Raw genomic sequence first — 17,214 nt, 5'->3', positions numbered from 1 at the left:
TCACGGATCGATTCAACCGAGAAAGAGTCCAACACCGTCGATCACGAATTTATGCACAACCTCTATGATCGATCGTGTAATAGCCAATCGCACGTCATGAACTCCGCAGTCATCGTCGACGCCGTCCGAACGCCATTCGGGAAACGCGACGGGTCGTTCAGGGACACGCACCCGCAGGATCTGGCCGCCGAGCCCCTCGAGGCGCTCCGAGAGCGCAACGGATTCGAGCCGGAGACGATCGAGGACGTCATCTACGGCTGTGTAACACCGGTCGACGAGCAGGGGCTCAACATCGGGCGGCTCGCGCCGATGGTCGCCGGCTGGGGCGATATCGTACCGGGGGTACAGCTCAATCGGATGTGCGGCTCGGGCCAGCAGGCGGCTAACTTCGCCGCGGCGAACGTCATGGCCGGCCAGCACGACGTGCTCATCGCGGGCGGCGTCGAGCACATGACCCGCGTGCCGATGGGGTCCGACGGCGACGCGCCGACGGATACGTACTTCGAGTATTTCGACGAGCTGACCACGCAGGGCGAAGGTGCCGAGCGAATCGCCGAGGAGTACGGCCTGACGCGAACGGAACTCGACGAGATCGCCGCCGACTCCCAGCGGCGCTGGAAGGAGGCCTGGGACGAGGGCCGCTACGACGACCAGATCGCGCCCGTCGAAACGGAACTCGACGGCGAAGAGGTCGTGGTCGAACAGGACGAACACCCGCGTCCGGGAACGGACGAAGAAACCCTCGGCGAGCTCCCGCTGTCGTTCCGCGAGGAGGGCGAGGGCTTCCACCACCCGGGCAACTCCTCGGGTATCGTCGACGGCTCGGCCGCGCTGCTCATCGCGAGCGAGGAAGCCGCCGCGGAACACGGCTGGGAGCCGATGGCCCGCATCGTCCAGACGGAGGTCGTCGGCGTCGATCCCGTGACGATGCTGAAGGGGCCGATCCCCGCGACCGAGAACGTCCTCGAGCAGGCCGACATGACGGTCGGCGACATCGACCTCTTCGAGGTCAACGAGGCGTTCGCGGCGGTCGTCGGCGCCTGGCTCGAGGAGACCGGCGCGTCCTGGGAGGACGTCAACGTCAACGGCGGGGCGATCGCCCACGGCCACCCGCTGGGCGCGACCGGCGCGATGCTCCTGACGAAACTGGCCCACGAACTCGAGCGGACGGAACAAGACACCGCGCTATCGACGATGTGCATCGGCTTCGGCCAGGGCGTCGCGACGATCCTCGAGCGGGTCTGATCGCTCCACTCGAGCGAGGATCGACGCGGTGAGCCGCGAGGTGGACGGTTGAGACGACGACGGAGAAAGGGGGAGGACGGCGACAGCACTCGAGGAGCGGCTCGTATCGCGTGCGTTTGCCAATTCATGGGAAGCGTTACCTATATCTTTACAGTGCTGTACCCGATCATGAGTGATATGGAGTACCACGACTCCGAGAAAGCAAAAGAGGTTGCGGGTCGCGTAGAGGAGTTCATGGACGAAGTCGTCATTCCGCGCGAGCGCGAGGCGCTGGCCACGGGTGAGCAGATCACCATGGACGAGATCCACGAGATGTGGGACATGGCTAAAGAGCGGGACCTGTTCGCACCGCAGGTACCCGAAGAGTACGGCGGTCAGGGACTCGACTTCAGCGACATGCTGCCGTCGTTCGAACAGGTCGGTCGCTCGCTGATCGGCGCGCTCGCGATTCGGGCCAACGCGCCCCAGGAGGGGAACATGCACACCCTCGAGATGGTGGGCACGGAAGAGCAGAAAGAGGAGTGGCTCCGCCCGCTCGTACAGGGAGAGATTCAGACGGCGTTCGCGATGACCGAGCCCAAGGTCGGTGCCGGCTCGGACCCGAAGATGCTCCAGAGCACCGCCGTCAAAGACGGCGACGAGTGGGTCATCAACGCCCACAAGTGGTGGACCTCCGACGGCCTCGGCGCGGACTACTATCTCGCGATGGTCCGAACCGATCTGGACGCCCATCCCTACGAGGGCACCTCGATCATCATGGTCCCGCAGGACGCCGACGGCGTCGAAGTCCAGCGGAACATCCCCCACCTCGGCGGCCACGGCATCACCGAACGAGAGGGCGGCCACGCCGAAGTGAAGTTCGATAACGTCCGCGTCCCCGTCGAGAACACCATCGGCGAGGAAGGCGCAGGCTTCCAGATCGCCCAGATGCGACTCGGCGGCGGTCGGCTCACTCACTGCATGCGTTACTCCGGCATGGCCGAGCGCTCGCTCGACATCGCGAAGGCCTACCTGCAAGAGCGCGAGGCCTTCGGCTCGAAGCTCGAGGAGAAGCAAGCGCTGCGCCATCGCATCGCCGACGCCGAGACGCGCCTGCACGCGGCTCGCTGTATGGTCCGGCACGCGGCGCGGGAACTCGACCGCAGCGACGCCCGCATCGAGGTCGCGATGTCGAAGATGTTCACCGCGAACGTCACCAACGAGACCATCGACCTCGCCCTGCAGTGCTGTGGCGGCAACGGGATCGGCAAGGACCTCCCGATCGCGCACTTCTACGAGAACGTCCGCGCGTTCCGCATCGTCGACGGGGCCGACGAAGTCCACCGCCGCTCGATCGCCCGCTGGGCCTTCGAGGACGTCGACGAAGCCGAGATCGAAAACACCCTCCAGTTCGACGAGGACCTGCGCATCGACGGACTCGACGACTAACGCGTTCGACGCGAGACCCACGTTTCTCTCTTTCGACGGCCGTTTCAAACGTAAAGCCCGTCCTCCGGTCCTCGGAAAGAGCGGGACACCGTCCTCGAGCGAGTCCGAGTCGATAGAACGGAGACCAACACAGCGGGCCGCGACGGGACGCGACGCGATCAAAAAGGGCAGCGACGGGCCTCGAGGCCTCGGTAGTACCGCGTCCGTTTCCAATAAATGTGAATAGTGACCTATATCTTTACAATCCTGTGATTCAGTGTAGGTACTATGGAATACCACGATTCCGAGAAAGCAAAAGAGGTTGCGAGTCGCGTAGAGACCTTCATGGACGAAGTCGTCATTCCGCGCGAGCGCGAAGCGCTGGCCACGGGCGAGGAGATTACGATGGGCGAGATCCACGAGATGTGGGAGATGTCCAAAGAACGGAATCTATTCGCGCCGCAGGTACCCGAAGAGTACGGCGGTCAGGGACTCGACTTCAGCGACATGCTGCCGTCGTTCGAACAGGTCGGGCGCTCGCTGATCGGGGCGCTCGCGATCCGGGCCAACGCGCCCCAGGAGGGCAACATGCACACTCTGGAGATGGTCGGGACGGAAGCGCAGAAAGAAGAGTGGCTCCGACCGCTCGTGCAGGGAGAGATTCAGACGGCCTTTGCGATGACCGAGCCAAAGGTCGGTGCCGGCTCCGACCCGAAGATGCTCCAGAGTACCGCCGTCAAGGACGGCGACGAGTGGGTCATCAACGGCCACAAGTGGTGGACCTCCGACGGCCTCAGCGCCGACTACTATCTCGCGATGGTCAGAACCGATCTGGACGCCCACCCCTACGAGGGGACCTCGATCATCATGGTGCCCCGCGACGCCGACGGCGTCGAAGTCGTCCGTAACGTTCCCCACCTGGGGGGACACGGTATCACCGAACGCGAGGGCGGTCACGCCGAAGTGAAGTTCGACAACGTCCGCGTCCCCGTCGAGAACACCATCGGCGAAGAGGGCGAGGGCTTCCAGATCGCCCAGATGCGACTCGGCGGCGGCCGCCTCACCCACTGCATGCGCTACTCCGGGATGGCCGAACGCTCGCTGGACGTCGCGAAGGCCTACCTGCAGGAACGCGAGGCCTTCGGCTCGAAACTCGAGGAGAAACAGGCGCTGCGCCACCGCATCGCCGACGCCGAGACGCAACTCCACGCCGCACGGACGATGGTTCGTCACGCCGCGCGCGAACTCGACCGCAACGACGCCCGCATCGAGGTCGCGATGTCGAAGATGTTCGCCGCGAACGTCACCAACGAGACCATCGACCTCGCCCTGCAGTGCTGTGGCGGCAACGGGATCGGCAAGGACCTCCCGATCGCGCACTTCTACGAGGCCGTCCGTCGGTTCCGGATCGTCGACGGAGCAGACGAGGTCCACCGCCGCTCGATCGCCCGCTGGGCCTTCGAGGACGTCGACGAAGCCGAGATCGAGAACACCCTCCAGTTCGACGAGGACCTGCGCATCGACGGACTCGACGACTAACCGCGCAGTGAACCGCCTCGAGTCGTTCGAGGCACTCGGCCTGCGTTTCGCTGTAGAACTCGAGCAACGCGTTCCGGACGCCGCGTCTCGATCGAGGACTCGAGTCAGCGATGTCGAGTCAAGTCGGGGCGCGTCGATGACGTTGATACTGCCGTCGAGGAGTGAAGCGGACCGCTGTACACCGTTATCAGCACACCCACAGGGACGGTCGCAATCGCTCCGGGAACCCGTCACAGCGGTCCGTCTGGCCGTAGCGACGGGGTGCAGACCCGCCGGAGGGCCGCGACGCCGACCGGGCGACCGGATCGGGCCCTCCGTGCCACTGTCACCCACATCTATTTAGTCCTCGGAAGAAATTGCAGCTATATATGAGTGGAGATACCACATCACGGAAAACGGAGAACGCAGGGTTAGAGAACATCCGTGAGGCGTCGGACGCAGTCGAGAAGTCGACGACCGGTGTCGTCCTCGAGAAGATCGTGGAACGCTGGCAAACGGTCGGTACCATCGTCGTGCTGGCGGTCACCAGCGTCCTGCTGTACCAGGTGGACGGCTACCTGTCGATCGATTCGCAGGTCTTCGGCGGGATTACGCTCTTCCTGTTGGGCTACTTCCTCGTGACGTTGCGAACGGACATCCGAATGGAGTGACTGCGGGCGAGCGACGGCAGGTATTTTGTACCCGCTGGCGAATAATACCGCCATGAACGGCGAGGCGGTGGGCTCGTGATCGACTGGAAGCTGGACGGGTTCTTGCCGACCCAGCGACAACCGGCACCGAGAGTCGAGACCGCGAGCGACCGGGACGTGGTGCTCGCCCGCGGCGTCGCGGCGGCGATCGATCTGTTCGTCTGTTACGTACTGATCGAGTTTCCGCTGATCTACGTCGCGAGCGTGGTCTTCAGCGGGCCCTACGAGGCGCTGGGCGGATACGTCGTTCCCCTCTCGCTGCTCGTTCTCCTGCCGCTCTACGCGACGTACTCGTTTACCCTCGAGTGGCGCTACGGCCGGACGCCGGGGAAGGTTAACCGCGGCCTGCTGGTGGTCATGGCGGACGGAAGCCAGTGTACGCTCCGGGCCAGCGTCGTGCGGAATCTGCTCCGATACGTCGATCTACTCGGCGTCCCGCCGCTGGTGGTCGGGCTCGCGTCGGCGCTCGTGACCGGCGGTCGTCGCATCGGCGACCACGCGGCTAATACGATCGTCGTCCGCTCGACGGCACCGGCGAATCGGGAGACGGCAGTCGCTGCCGACGCGGACACGAGCGCGGCCGCTCGAGCGAGCGGCGACGAAAAGAACTGACCGATCAGGCGATCCGAACGCCGGAATCGGTATCGAACAGCTGGATGTGCTCGTCGTCGAAGACGAGGCCGTACTCCTTGCCGTCGCCCTCGAAGTCCGGGCTGGTGACGACGACGATCTCGCCGAACTCCGTGTCGAAGAAGCTGTGGGTCGCATCGCCCAGCGGCTCGTCGAGCAGGTGCGTCGCCGGGATACCGGTCTCGGGATCCTCGCTAACCCGGATGTACTGCGGCCGGAGGCCGACGCGAATGTCCTCATCGGCCCAGCCCTCGAGCCCGTCGCGGGCGAGGTCGTACTCGTAGCCGCCGACGTCGAGTTCTGCGGTTCCGTTGACGGCTCCGACCCTCGCGTCGAAGAACTGCGTCGACGGCTGGCCGATGAACTGACTGACGAACTGCGAATTGGGCTCGTCGTAGACCTCCTTCGGCGGGGCGACCTGGGCCAGTTCGCCGTCGTTGATGACCGCGACGCGGTCGGACATGGTCATCGCCTCCTCCTGGTCGTGAGTGACGTACAGCGTCGGACAGCCGATCTCGTCGGTCACCTTCTCGATGACCGGCCGCAGTTCGGCCTTGAGCTTGGCGTCTAAGTCCGACATCGGCTCGTCGAACAGGAAGATGTCCGGGTCACGCACGAGCGATCGGCCGAGCGCGACGCGCTGTTGCTGGCCGCCCGAGAGGTCCGCCGGCATCTTGTCGAGTTGGTCCGTGATCTGGAGCAGTTCCGCGGCCTCCTCGACGCGGGCGATGCGTTCCTCGCGCGAAAAGCCGGCGATTTTGAGCCCGTAGGCCATGTTCTCCTGGACGCTCATGTGAGGGTAGAGCGCGATATCCTGGAAGAGCAACGCGATGTTGCGCTCCTGGACCGGCTTGTCAGTCACGTCACGGTCGCCGAACATGATGGTGCCGCTGGTCGGCTCGTTCAGCCCCGCGACACAGCGGAGCGTCGTCGTCTTCCCACAGCCCGAGGGACCGACGAGCGTCACGAACTCGCCGTCTTCGATAGTGAGGTCGACGTCGTCGACGGCGACGATTCTGTTGCCCGACTCCTCGTACACTTTCGTCAGATTTCGAATTTCGATGTCTGGCATATGTTGGTATTTCTCGTGGTATTAGTTGTAAATCTGGTGCACTCTCAGAGGGCTCTGACCTGGAACCCTTTCAGCAAGTAGCTCTGCATGAAGTAGGCGAACAGGAGCGGCGGCAGAGTCATCGCCAGCGAGATCGCCATCAGGTAGGCGTCCGGCAGGAACTGGGCCTGCCCCATCGCCCGGAGGATCCCGGGCGCGAACGTCGTGGTCTCGGTCTGGGGCAGGAGGATCTCCGCGAACGTGAAGTCGTTCCAGGCCAGCGCGAAGGCGAACAGGGCAGCGGCGATGATCGCCGGTCGGCACTGCGGCACGACGACATCGCGGAAGCCCCGCCACCGTGACGCGCCGTCGACCCAGGCCGCCTCCTCGTGGGCCTCCGGGATCGTCATGATGTACTTCCACATCAGCCACACCGCAAAGGGCATCGAGACCGCCGACAGCGCGATGATGACCCCGACGCGGGTACCCAACAGCCCGATTCGCTGCCAGATCTGGTAAAGCGGGATCCCGATGACGATCGGACTGAAGAGGTAGCCGATCAGGAGGATCCGCGCGAAGTTCTCCTTCTGGGGGAACTCCAGTCGGGCGAGCCCGTAGCCGGCGACCAGCGAGACGAGGACGACCGTCACGATGGTTCCGATAGCCACCACGACTGTGTTGAACATGTAGGTGTACATCTCCGGCTCGGTAATCACGTTGAAGTTTTCGAGCGTGAAGATGTCCGGCGTGGGGAAGACGGTGACCCGATCCCCGACGACTCCGTAGTCGGTGAACGACAGTTGCGCCATCCAGTAAATCGGCCAGGCGCCGACGATGACGATGATCGCCGTACTGATGAGTTTCAGTGCTTCGAAGACGCTGGTCTCGCCGTCGTATGAGAGGCCCAATATGCCTCCCGGTGGTTCGCTTTGACTCATGTAGTCGTTTCGACCTCGTTACTGGGATTGAACAGCTTGAAGTAGATGATCGCCGACGCGAGCAAGAACAGGAACATGACGATGGCGATCGCGTTCGCGAGCCCGTAGGCTTGTGCGTCACCGTAGACGGTTCTGTAGGCGAGCACGGGCAGCGTGGTCGTCGCGTCACCGGGCCCACCCTGCGTGAGCTGCCAGATGATGTCGAACTTGTTGAACATGAAGATCGACCGGAGCAAGACGACGACCAGCACGATCCCCATGAGCCGCGGCAGCGTGATGTCGCGGAACATCTGCCAGCGGTTCGCACCGCAGACCTTCGCCGCTTCGTAGAACCGATCGGGAATCGCCCGCAACTGAGCGAGCGTAAAGATGGTCACGAAGACGGAGAACTTCCAGCTGCCGATGAGGATCAGCAGCGGCATGGCCCACGTTCCGTCCGCTAGCGGGCCCTGTCGCGTGCCCCACAGGCCGAGCCACTCGGCACCGATCATCTGGAACACGCCGCCTGCCGGGTCGAGCACGCGAAGCGCCACCAGCGAGACGATGATCGTCGGGATCAGGTAGGCGGTAAAGACCACCGCGGTCAGCAGCTTCTGCCCGCGCGTGATGCGGTTGAGCACGAGCGCCATCCACAGACCGACGATCAGCTGTAGAGTTGTACTGCCGACCATGTACACGACTCCTCTCCACAGCGAGGCCCTGAACGTGTCGATCTCCAGGACCTCGCGGTAGTTATCGAGGCCGGCCCACTCCCACACTGGGCTGAGCGTGTGAATATCGTGTAGCGATGCCCAGAACGCGAACGCGATCGGAAGCACCGCAATAAGAAAGTACAGTACGGCGACGGGGAGAACCGTCCCGATACCGACGATCGTCTCCCGTTCGACGGGGAGATCGTCCCACGGAATGTACTCCCTGCGAGGTTGAATCGTTTCTCCAGTTTCACCGGCCATATCTAGGCTTCCTCTTCATCCATGTATGTTAATCTCACGGTTATTCGTAAACGATCCGGTCCTGTGCCGAAGACAGTTAAATGAGGTGTCGCGTCGACCGATCAGGCGAAGTTCTCTTGGGCCTCTGTAAACGCGTCCTCGAGTTTTCCGAGTCCCCACTCGTAGGTCTCCTGAACGTCGTCCCCGGTGACAACCCTGTTGACCATCTCGCCGTAGAACCACTGCCGTTGCATGTACAACGCCTCGGGCGAGGCGAGGTTGGCTTCGTCGACGTTGCCGTAGTGGTTCTCCCAGATCTCGTTCTGGGTGTACTCGACCTTTTCGAGCAGGTGCGGGTGTGCTTGGAAGATGTCCTGGTTCTGGAACTCCTCGGACTCCAGGACGTTGGAGTACGTCGGCAGGAACCGACCCGGATCCGTCTCGTAGAAGCTCACGGTCCGTTCCATACTGTCTGCGTAGAGCCACTCGAACCACTCCTTGGCCTCGTCCGGTCTGTCACCGTTCGTGAAGATGTGGTAGCCGTCGGGGGCCGGATCGCTCAGCCAGTTCTGCTCCTTGTCGATTTCCTCCCACGTCGGGTACGCTCTGATCTGGGTCGCCTTGGCCAGCCCGCGCAGCGCGTCGCTGTCGTTCGCCTCGGCAGCTTGCGCGGTGACGCCCACCGGCCACGCGTTGAGGTGGTAACACTGGGCGTACTCTCCCTCCACCCAGTGGGTGAGCGAATCCGCCCAACCGATCTGCGTCGGTTCGTAGGAGTACTCGGAGAGGTCCTGCATGAACTGCAGCACCGTCGTCACCTCCTCTTCGGGGAAGTGGACCTCGAGTTCCTCGCGCGCGTCCGGATCCTGCCAGCGAAGGCCGATACCGGAGACGCCCGCGCTCGCCAGCATGACGAGGAACTCGTCCTGGCTTTTGCCGGCCTTCCGTCCGGCCAGCCCGTAGCCGCGCGTCTCGAATTCGGACTCGTCGATCGCCTGCGCGTTGTCGAGGATGTCCTGAAAGGTCTCCGGCTCCGATAGCCCGAGTTCCTGGTAGATGTCCGCTCTGTACTGGAAGTTCGAGACGTACAGTCCGTGCGGAATCTGGTAAATCTCGTCACCCTCCCCGAGGAACGCGTCGGTGTTGATCTCGCCGTTGACCTCTTCGATCGACGAGACGACGTCGTTGACGGTGTCCAACTGATCGGTCTCCCAGATGTCGGCCACCTGATCGAAGGTCGAGGTGTTCGCGTCCGGGGGATCGTTCGCCTGAATCAGCTCGGCGAGCCGACCCTCTTGCGTGCCGGACATCCCGCCCTCCTCGATGTTTATCTGCATGTCCGTTTCGTCCTCGAACTCCGACTCGAGGTCTCCCCAGTTGGCTTCCCACGCGGACGTGTAGTAGTCTGTGATGAAGTGAATCTCGTCGTCACCGCCACCACCACCCAGGCAGCCAGCCATCGCCGCAGCGATTCCAGCACCAGTTCCCGTAAGCACCCGCCGTCTATTGATGTTGTTCCGTGTCATCATTTCTCAAGGCTGATTGTCCATTGCCAACAACTCACCACAACCATATAAACGTTCACGTTTTTTCATAGGGTATATCCCGGTGGTTTCAGCGTCGATCGCCGCGGCTCCGCTCGCAGACGCCGATCACCGACCGTCGAATTGCTGCCAGGCGGTCACTGCGGTCGGACGGTCTCGGAAACCCATCCGGTCGCACCGTCGGGCTTCGGGCCGTCTTCCTCGGGGATCTGGAGGTTCCCGTCGCCGTCGCGGGCCCGAACGATCACCTCGTGGGTCCCGCCAGCCCCGTACTCGTGGCGCCACTGCCGCCAGACGTCGTCACCGGGGAGGGGCTCGGAGAGTTCGGCATCGGCCCAGCTGTCGCCCTCGTCGGTCGAAACTTCGACGGCCTCGATACCTCGGGTTCCGGCGTAGGCGTGGCCGGCCGCCTCGTAGCGGCCGCTTCCCAGGGAGTGGGTCTGCCAGAGCTTGGCCACGGTGTTGACCGGGCCGGTACCGTGCCAGCCCCGCTGCTCCCAGTACCCCGTCGTGTCCTCGTCACGAACTTCGATCTCGGTCAGCCACTTCACGTTGACCTCACCCCAGTGGCCCGGGACGAGCGCGCGCACCGGCGCGCCGTGTGCCCGCGGCAGCGGCCGTCCGTTCATTCGATAGGCCAACAGCCCCGGCCACAGCGCATCGATCGGGAACTCGTTGTAGTAGCCGTCGGCTCCGTGCAAGATGACTCGATCGCCCGCCGGCTCCGCCGCCTCGAGGAGCTGCCGGACGGAGACGCCGCTCCAGAGCGCGGTGTCCATCTGCCAGCCGTTGAGCTGGTCGCCGACGCACCGCAGCGTCGCGAAGCGATCCTCGAGGGGCATGGCCTCGAAGTCAGAGAAATCGTACTCGGCCGGCTCCGCGACCGCGCCCGTGATCGAGAGAGACCACTCCTCGGGGTCGACGTCGGGATCGACGTTGCGGATGTCGACCTCGTAGAAGTTCGTGCTGACCAGCGGCTCGAGTCCCTCGACACCGAACGACTGCTCTTTCGCCCGCGCGAGCAGCTCCCGGACCTCGGGACGGGCGTCCTCGGGGATCTCGAGGGGCGAGGGGAACGACTCCTCGCCGGTGCCCTGAACGAAGAGTGCGAGCCCGCCTACGCCGATCGCCGAACCGACGGCTCCGAGGACGCGTCGCCGGGCGGGGGAACCGAGGGAGCGGCCGTCACCGCCGAGCAGCGCGGACGTTCCGGCCGTCGCGAGTAAAACGAATCCCGCACCGGCGGCAACGCCGAGCGTCGACGGCTGCGAGCGCGTCAGTCCGTACGCGACGACGGCCGGGGTGAGCGTCCCGAGGAGTACGCCGAGAGAAGCTCTGCCGCCTCGAGACAGCGCGCCGGGAGCCGGGCCGCGACCCAGCAGGAACGCCGCGCCGGGCAGGGCAGCCAGCCCGAAGACCGCGCAGGTCGCTGCGATGGCCGTCAGGAAGGCCAGCTGGTGACCGAGCGTCCCGAGTTGGGTGATCGCAAAGGCCACGAGCGCGTCGGGGCTGAGGAGCAACACGAGTCGATCGAACGGCACTACGATGAATGCCGGCCGTCGGCCGACGGATAGGTACGATCCCCCGACGGCGCCCAGCCCCGCGGCGAGCGCCACGGCGACTGCGGGGAGCCACGGGCGCGCCCGGGCAGCCACCCCTCCCGTGCGGGACTTTGTCATGGTTGTATGTAACAATAGCCGCGGCCGAACATGAAAGCTTCGTACACGTGAGGAGGGGTCCCGGCTCCGAACCGCGCCGGACGGCCGTCGATCGATGCAGTGACTGCCGTCCTAGTCCGCTTTCACTCCCGTTCGCGAGACCTCGGGATTGCGCAACAGCGGCAACGAGACGATCGTCAGGCAACTCAAGACGAGCGCGGCACAGAGCACGTAGGTCGTCTGGTAGCCGAACCAGCTATCGACGGCCGGAATCGCGATCAACGGACCCAGGCTGAGCCCGATGTCACCCATCACCTGATAGGCACCGCCCATCCGGCCGAGCTCGTCGCCTGGCGTGAGATCGCCCATGATCGCGAGCATGGCGGGCGCGGCCGCGCCCATGCCGCCGCCGACGAGGACGATCGCCCCGAGCAGCGCTTCGATCGTCGGGACGTAGGCGATGATCAGGAAGCCCGCGCCCATCGACAGGAATGCGGGGACCGTCAGCAGCGTCCGGTCGCTGACCAGATCCGATACCCAGCCGGTAACAACCGTCAGCGATCCCGACGTCACGACACCCAGTCCCATCACCACCCCGCTGATCCCGGCAGCGCCAAGGGCGGACAGCTCGAGGCCGTAATCGCTCGCGTAGCGGGCGAGCGTCGAGAGGATGATACCGCCCCAGAGAAAGCGGACGGTAAAGTTGCCGTAGCCGATCAGGAGGACGGTCGGATTGCTGGCGAGCAACGCCGGGACTTCGCGGAGTTTCGCGGCCCGACCCTCCGCACCGGCGTGAACGTCCGGCAACACGAGCGTCGCGATGATCCCGGCCAGCAGCGCGAGCACGCCGGCGGTGAGAAACGCCGTCTGCATGCTCGCGAGATCGGTCAGGAGGCCGCCGAGGACGAGCCCGGTCGGGAACCCCAGCGACTGGCCGCCGCGCATGTAGCCGACCCAGCGACCGCGGTTGTTAGCCGTCGTGACGTACGTGATCGTCGCGAACGCGCCGATGAAGACGAACGCGCTGCCGACCCCCCAGAACAGCCGCGAGAGGACGAAGACGACGCCCGGCAGCGACACGTCGCCGAGTATCGGCAGCGTTCCGAGGTCGGTCGGGGGCGTGTGCAGACCGACGACGTAGCCGAAGGGAGCCAGCGCTTGCGTGAACAGCCCGAAGATCATCGGTTTCCGCGCGCCGACCCGGTCGATGATCGTCCCGGCCGGCGTGTTCATGAACAGCCGGGCGATCCGATTGGCCGAGAGAATCAGGCTCAGCATAATCGCGGAGATGACGAGCTTCTCGTCGAGCAGCGGGAGCGTGGGAAAGGCGACGCCGGTCGCGACGCCGCCGAAGAAGACGCCGGCGATGACCGCGAGCGCGATCGTCCTGATCTCCGCCGTCGAGTAGGTGTGGTCCTCAGACATCGTCGTGATATGTACCGACTCGAGCGCCCGGGTACAGATAGCTCACGATTCGAGTCCGCGGTCAGCGACGAACTCGTCGCGCAAGGTCGTCTTGCGGATCTTCCCGCTGCCGGTCTTGGGGAGTTCCGAGCGGACCTCGACGATGCGGGGGTGTTTGTAGGGCGCGAGTTCGTCGAGGACGTACGCTTCGACGTCCTCGGCGGTGATCTCCGCGCCCTCCGCGGGGGTGACGGCGGCGGCGACGGTCTCGCCCCGGCGCTCGTCGGGAAGGCCGAAGACCGCGGCCTCGTGGATCTCGGGGTGATCGTAGAGCAGGTCCTCGATCTCCCGGGGGTAGACGTTGTACCCGCCGGTCAGGATCATCTCCTTCTCGCGACCCTTAATGTAGTAGTAGTTGTCCTCGTCGCGGGTCCCGATGTCGCCGGTCCGGAAGAAGCCGTCCTCGGTGAAGACCGCCTCGTTGGCCTCGGGATTCTCGTAGTAGCCCTTCATCACCTGCGAGCCGGCGATGAGGATCTCGCCTTCCTCGCCGGGGTCGACCTCGTTGCCGTCCTCGTCGACGACCTTCGAGCGGGTGTGGCCCACCGGTTGGCCGACGCTGCCGGGCCGGTTACCGAGCGACGACCACCGGATCGTGTGGCTCGTCGCGGTCGTCTCGGTCAGCCCGTACCCCTCGGTGAGCGGCACGTCGAACGCCTCCTCGAACTGTTCTTGGGTCGGTTTCGGGAGCTTGTCTCCGCCCTGCCCCGCCTTGATCAGCGTCGACAGGTCGTACTCGTCGGGGTCGTGGGCCTCGAGCAGATCGACGAACATCGCGGCGACGCCGACGAAGGACGGAATGTCGTGTTCGTCGAGTTTTCGGAGCACCAGTTCGGGGTCCCACTGGTCGGGCCGGAGCAGGTGCAGCGTCCGGCCGGCACACAGGGAGGCCATCATCCCGAGCATTCCAGTGATGTGGTACATCGGGAGAACGATGATCCCGTCGCCCTCGATCGGGCCGGCGCTGTAACTCGAGACGCTCTGTGCGATCTGGACCCGGAAGTTGCGGTGGGTCAGCAAGACGCCCTTGGGTCGCCCCGTCGTCCCCGACGTGTAGGGCTGAAGGAGGACGTCGTCGTCCGCGCGGTCGACGACGGCGGCGTTCCCGGCGGCGTCGGCGTCGCCGAGGGCGGGCAACGAGTGGTGGTCCTCCGCGGCCGTCGCGCTGACGATCTCCGTCTCGAGGTCCGCGACGGCCTCGCGGACGTAGTCGTCCGCCTCGCCCTCGATCAGAACCGCTTCGGCGTCGGCGTGCTCGAGCTGGTACTCGATCTCGCGACGGCGGTACTCGGGGTTCAGCGGACTCGCGATAATCCCGGCGTGACAGCAGGCCCAGGCCACGGTACAGAAGGGGATCCCGTTGGGCATGTAGACGCCGACCCGGTCGCCGGCCTCGAGGCCGAGTTCACGGAGCCCGTCGGCGAAGCGCGCGACCCGATCGCCGAAGTCGCGATACGTGATGGTCTCGCCGGCGTGTTCGATCGCGGTCGCATCCGGGTGTTCGGTTACGGCCCGCTCGAGGAGGTTGGCCACGTTGCCGTCGTAGGGCGACTCCATGAGCGTCTCCGCGGAGACGATATCGAGCTCCATGTTGCCCCTGATTTATCGTTCGACCTGAAAAGTGTGCGGGTACTGGTAACACGGTTCGTCTTTCGAAGTACGCCACCGTTCGTCTTTCGGCCCCGTCCCGCGCGGCCGGGCATCGCCTCGAGCCGGCGGTCTCGAGGCGATCGTCGTTACTCGCCGAGGCGGGGGATGCCCTTGATCTCGATCGTCTCGCCGACCATGTACGACGAGGCGGGGCTGGCGAGGAACTGCGCGAGGTCGGCGACCTCCTCGGGTTTACCGATGGTTCGATCGGGGGTGGTGCGGGCGATCTCGTCGGCGTCGTCCTCGACGCCCATCTGGGTGCGGACGCCCTCGGTGGCGACGAGGCCGGGCGCGATGCAGTTGACCCAGATGCCGTCCTCGGCCCAGTCGGCCGCGGACGAGGTGGTGAAGTTGACGACGCCGGCCTTGGCCGCGCCGTAGTGGCTCATCGTCTTCGAACCGCGAGTGCCCGCGACGCTGGCGAAGTTGACGATCCGGCCGCCGCCGTTGTCCCGCATGTACTCGACGGCGAGTTGCGAGCAGTGGAAGGTCCCGTGCAGGTTGATGTCGACGATGGTCTTCCAGCCGTTCTCGCTGATCTCCGAGGGCGGGGCCTGGAAGCTCGCTCCCGCGTTGTTGATCAGAATGTCGAGGCCGCCGAACTCGTCGACGGTCTCGTCGATCAGCTGCTGGACCGCGTCTCGCTCCGTCACGTCGCACTCGATCGCGATCGCCTCGCCCGGCCGCTCGCTCTCGTTGATCGCGTCCGCGACCGGTTCGACGTTCTCCATCTCCCGCGAGGTGACGACCACGTTCGCGCCGTCGGCGGCGAAGCGCTCGACGATCATCTTCCCGATGCCGCTCGAGGAACCCGTGACGATCGCCGTCTGTCCGTCGACGCTGAACTGGTCGACCGTCATCGGTCGTCCTCCGCGACGCTCGTTCGTTCTACTGACCGTTCTCCATATCCGAGTATGTTAGTCACTGCCATGATCGTCTCCGTGTTCATCGACCGCCGGTATAAGCTATTCGACCAGTCGACATGCGGTGGCGCGCGCCGGCGGCCGACTTCGCTACCGCTCAGTCGGCCGACAACGCCGTGCGAGGTCGTCGCGAGTAGTGCGAGATCTTCGATCTCGCATACCATGCGAACGGGCCGTCGGCCCGTGAGCAGACGGAACGAGCGACTGCTCGGAAGGCGCGAAGCGTCTTCCGTTGGATGAGCGAGCGAGTCGTGCGAGCGAATCGGCTGGGGAGGGCGTGGCTACTCTGTGTTGCCACGATAGCAGCGTACTCGTCGTCGCGTCGTCACCGAAAGAAGCCCGACGCTGACAACTCGACCGAGACGGTCTCCCGAGCAGTCCCCGTGAAAGCGTCCGAGAAGGGTACTGTTATGGCAGTCGTCCACAAACCGTGTCGGCAATGAAACGCGGCCACAGCACCGAGGTGCGACGCGACGTGACGACCGAACAGCCTGCGACCGGCCCAGAAGCCACGGAGGGCTACCATGCCGAATAAGCCCATCGAGGAACTCGAGGCGATGGTCGGCGACACCACGGTCACGGCCGAGGCGTTCCGCATCGAGCCGGGCAAGGTCGAGGAGTTCGCGCGGGCGATCACCGCCGACGACCCCGTCTTCCGCGACGAGTCGGTCGCCGCCGAGCGGGGCCACGACCGCGTCCCCGCGCCGCTGACTTACTCGCAGGTCGCCCGCTTCCCGCGGTACACCCCGGACGACGTCGACGGGAAGGGCTTCGACCTCGCCTTCCAGCCGGAGTACGTCATCCACGGCGAGCAGGCCCACGAGTACGAACGCCCCGTCTACGTCGGCGACGTCCTCGAGGGGACGACCACCCTCGCGGACATCTTCCAGCGCGAAGGGGGACGAGCGGGGACGATGACCTTCGCCGTCCTCGAGACCGAGTACCGGACGCCGGACGGCGAACTCGTCCTGACCGACCGCTCGACGGCGATCGAAACGGAGGGCGCGATCGAAGACGGCGGCGACGAGAGCGCGGCCGAGGGCGACGCCGACGCGTCGGAACCGACCGAAGCCAACGGCGGCACCGCCGTCGCCGAGCCGGACGCGCCGTCACCGACGGTCGGCGAGTTCGATCGCGTCACCGACGTCACCGATCTCGAGCCCGGCGCGACCGGCCCGACGGTCGTCGTCGAAGACCTCGAGCGCCAGCACTTCGTGAAGTACGCCGGGGCCAGCGGCGACTTCAACCCGATTCACTACGACGAGCCGTTCGCCACGGGTGCGGGCAACGAGAGCGTCTTCGGGCAGGGGATGTTCACCGCCGGGATCACCTCCCGCGTCGTCGCGAACTGGTTCGACCTGCGGGACGTGACGAGCTTCGGCGTCCGGTTCCAGTCCCGGGTCTTCCCCGGTGACACGGTCGTCGCGACCGGCGAGGTCGGCGAGATCGATCGCGACGCGGGAACGGTCGAGACCGAACTCGAGGCCCGGACGACCGACGGCGAGACGCTGCTGACCGGGACGGCGACGGCCGACCTCGAATGA

At 65.1% G+C, this 17,214-nt stretch carries 14 protein-coding genes; 6 read left to right on the top strand and 8 right to left on the bottom strand.

The genetic code is table 11. From position 1 onward, the window contains the following. Positions 1–96 precede the first annotated feature (96 nt). From AC0QDI_RS19755 to AC0QDI_RS19735, 5 genes are all read left to right on the top strand, one after another. Complete coding sequence (locus AC0QDI_RS19755; RefSeq protein ID WP_474671079.1) at positions 97–1,245, top strand: thiolase family protein; 1,149 nt, start codon at positions 97–99, stop codon at positions 1,243–1,245. Positions 1,246–1,422: 177 nt separating this feature from the next. Beyond that, positions 1,423–2,673: an acyl-CoA dehydrogenase family protein gene (locus AC0QDI_RS19750; protein WP_474671078.1), complete on the top strand. Its 1,251-nt coding sequence runs from the start codon at positions 1,423–1,425 to the stop codon at positions 2,671–2,673. Between the two features lie 267 nt (positions 2,674–2,940). Beyond that, complete coding sequence (locus AC0QDI_RS19745; RefSeq protein ID WP_474671076.1) at positions 2,941–4,191, top strand: acyl-CoA dehydrogenase family protein; 1,251 nt, start codon at positions 2,941–2,943, stop codon at positions 4,189–4,191. 368 nt (positions 4,192–4,559) lie between these two features. Next, positions 4,560–4,841: a hypothetical protein gene (locus AC0QDI_RS19740; protein ID WP_474671074.1), complete on the top strand. Its 282-nt coding sequence runs from the start codon at positions 4,560–4,562 to the stop codon at positions 4,839–4,841. Between the two features lie 75 nt (positions 4,842–4,916). Continuing rightward, the gene (locus AC0QDI_RS19735) at positions 4,917–5,492 is read left to right on the top strand and encodes an RDD family protein (RefSeq protein WP_474671072.1); all 576 of its coding nucleotides are present in this window, start codon (positions 4,917–4,919) and stop codon (positions 5,490–5,492) included. Between the two features lie 4 nt (positions 5,493–5,496). On the opposite strand, the gene AC0QDI_RS19730 is transcribed toward AC0QDI_RS19735, so the two are convergent. From AC0QDI_RS19730 to AC0QDI_RS19695, 8 genes are all read right to left on the bottom strand, one after another. Further along, positions 5,497–6,582 carry an ABC transporter ATP-binding protein gene (locus AC0QDI_RS19730; protein WP_474671070.1) on the bottom strand — a complete coding sequence of 362 codons (1,086 nt, stop codon included), beginning with the start codon at positions 6,580–6,582 and terminating at the stop codon, positions 5,497–5,499. Positions 6,583–6,626: 44 nt separating this feature from the next. Next, complete coding sequence (locus AC0QDI_RS19725) at positions 6,627–7,499, bottom strand: carbohydrate ABC transporter permease (protein WP_474671068.1); 873 nt, start codon at positions 7,497–7,499, stop codon at positions 6,627–6,629. Continuing rightward, positions 7,496–8,452, bottom strand: a complete 957-nt coding sequence (locus tag AC0QDI_RS19720; protein ID WP_474671067.1) for a carbohydrate ABC transporter permease — start codon at positions 8,450–8,452, stop codon at positions 7,496–7,498. The genes AC0QDI_RS19725 and AC0QDI_RS19720 overlap by 4 nt, the downstream gene beginning before the upstream one ends. 101 nt (positions 8,453–8,553) lie before the next feature. After that, positions 8,554–9,960, bottom strand: a complete 1,407-nt coding sequence (locus AC0QDI_RS19715) for an ABC transporter substrate-binding protein (RefSeq protein ID WP_474671065.1) — start codon at positions 9,958–9,960, stop codon at positions 8,554–8,556. A gap of 152 nt (positions 9,961–10,112) precedes the next feature. Continuing rightward, positions 10,113–11,654: a molybdopterin-dependent oxidoreductase gene (locus AC0QDI_RS19710; RefSeq protein WP_474671063.1), complete on the bottom strand. Its 1,542-nt coding sequence runs from the start codon at positions 11,652–11,654 to the stop codon at positions 10,113–10,115. A gap of 111 nt (positions 11,655–11,765) precedes the next feature. After that, positions 11,766–13,058 carry an MFS transporter gene (locus AC0QDI_RS19705; protein WP_474671062.1) on the bottom strand — a complete coding sequence of 431 codons (1,293 nt, stop codon included), beginning with the start codon at positions 13,056–13,058 and terminating at the stop codon, positions 11,766–11,768. Between the two features lie 42 nt (positions 13,059–13,100). Further along, on the bottom strand, positions 13,101–14,687 hold the full coding sequence (locus tag AC0QDI_RS19700; RefSeq protein WP_474671060.1) for a class I adenylate-forming enzyme family protein: 1,587 nt from the start codon (positions 14,685–14,687) through the stop codon (positions 13,101–13,103). A gap of 146 nt (positions 14,688–14,833) precedes the next feature. Then, positions 14,834–15,607, bottom strand: coding sequence for an SDR family NAD(P)-dependent oxidoreductase (locus AC0QDI_RS19695; RefSeq protein WP_474671058.1), 774 nt, complete (start codon positions 15,605–15,607; stop codon positions 14,834–14,836). Positions 15,608–16,194: 587 nt separating this feature from the next. Here AC0QDI_RS19695 and AC0QDI_RS19690 point away from each other — a divergent pair. Continuing rightward, a complete protein-coding gene (locus AC0QDI_RS19690) occupies positions 16,195–17,214 on the top strand; it encodes an FAS1-like dehydratase domain-containing protein (RefSeq protein ID WP_474671057.1) in 1,020 nt (339 codons plus the stop codon).

It is taken from the genome of Natrinema sp. LJW11 (assembly GCF_056135975.1).
The sequence above is the reverse complement of the archived record's forward strand: the minus strand, read 5'-3'. Positions and strand labels throughout refer to the sequence as shown.

Excerpts from the sequence above, each read along its gene's own strand:
- AC0QDI_RS19755 (WP_474671079.1), top strand. The coding sequence starts at position 97 with ATGAACTCCGCAGTCATCGTCGACGCCGTCCGAACGCCATTCGGGAAA.
- AC0QDI_RS19705 (WP_474671062.1), bottom strand. The coding sequence starts at position 13,058 with ATGTCTGAGGACCACACCTACTCGACGGCGGAGATCAGGACGATCGCG.
- AC0QDI_RS19720 (WP_474671067.1), bottom strand. The coding sequence starts at position 8,452 with ATGGCCGGTGAAACTGGAGAAACGATTCAACCTCGCAGGGAGTACATT.
- AC0QDI_RS19740 (WP_474671074.1), top strand. The coding sequence starts at position 4,560 with ATGAGTGGAGATACCACATCACGGAAAACGGAGAACGCAGGGTTAGAG.
- AC0QDI_RS19730 (WP_474671070.1), bottom strand. The coding sequence starts at position 6,582 with ATGCCAGACATCGAAATTCGAAATCTGACGAAAGTGTACGAGGAGTCG.
- AC0QDI_RS19710 (WP_474671063.1), bottom strand. The coding sequence starts at position 11,654 with ATGACAAAGTCCCGCACGGGAGGGGTGGCTGCCCGGGCGCGCCCGTGG.
- AC0QDI_RS19750 (WP_474671078.1), top strand. The coding sequence starts at position 1,423 with ATGGAGTACCACGACTCCGAGAAAGCAAAAGAGGTTGCGGGTCGCGTA.
- AC0QDI_RS19700 (WP_474671060.1), bottom strand. The coding sequence starts at position 14,687 with ATGGAGCTCGATATCGTCTCCGCGGAGACGCTCATGGAGTCGCCCTAC.
- AC0QDI_RS19690 (WP_474671057.1), top strand. The coding sequence starts at position 16,195 with ATGCCGAATAAGCCCATCGAGGAACTCGAGGCGATGGTCGGCGACACC.
- AC0QDI_RS19695 (WP_474671058.1), bottom strand. The coding sequence starts at position 15,607 with ATGACGGTCGACCAGTTCAGCGTCGACGGACAGACGGCGATCGTCACG.
- AC0QDI_RS19745 (WP_474671076.1), top strand. The coding sequence starts at position 2,941 with ATGGAATACCACGATTCCGAGAAAGCAAAAGAGGTTGCGAGTCGCGTA.
- AC0QDI_RS19725 (WP_474671068.1), bottom strand. The coding sequence starts at position 7,499 with ATGAGTCAAAGCGAACCACCGGGAGGCATATTGGGCCTCTCATACGAC.
- AC0QDI_RS19715 (WP_474671065.1), bottom strand. The coding sequence starts at position 9,960 with ATGATGACACGGAACAACATCAATAGACGGCGGGTGCTTACGGGAACT.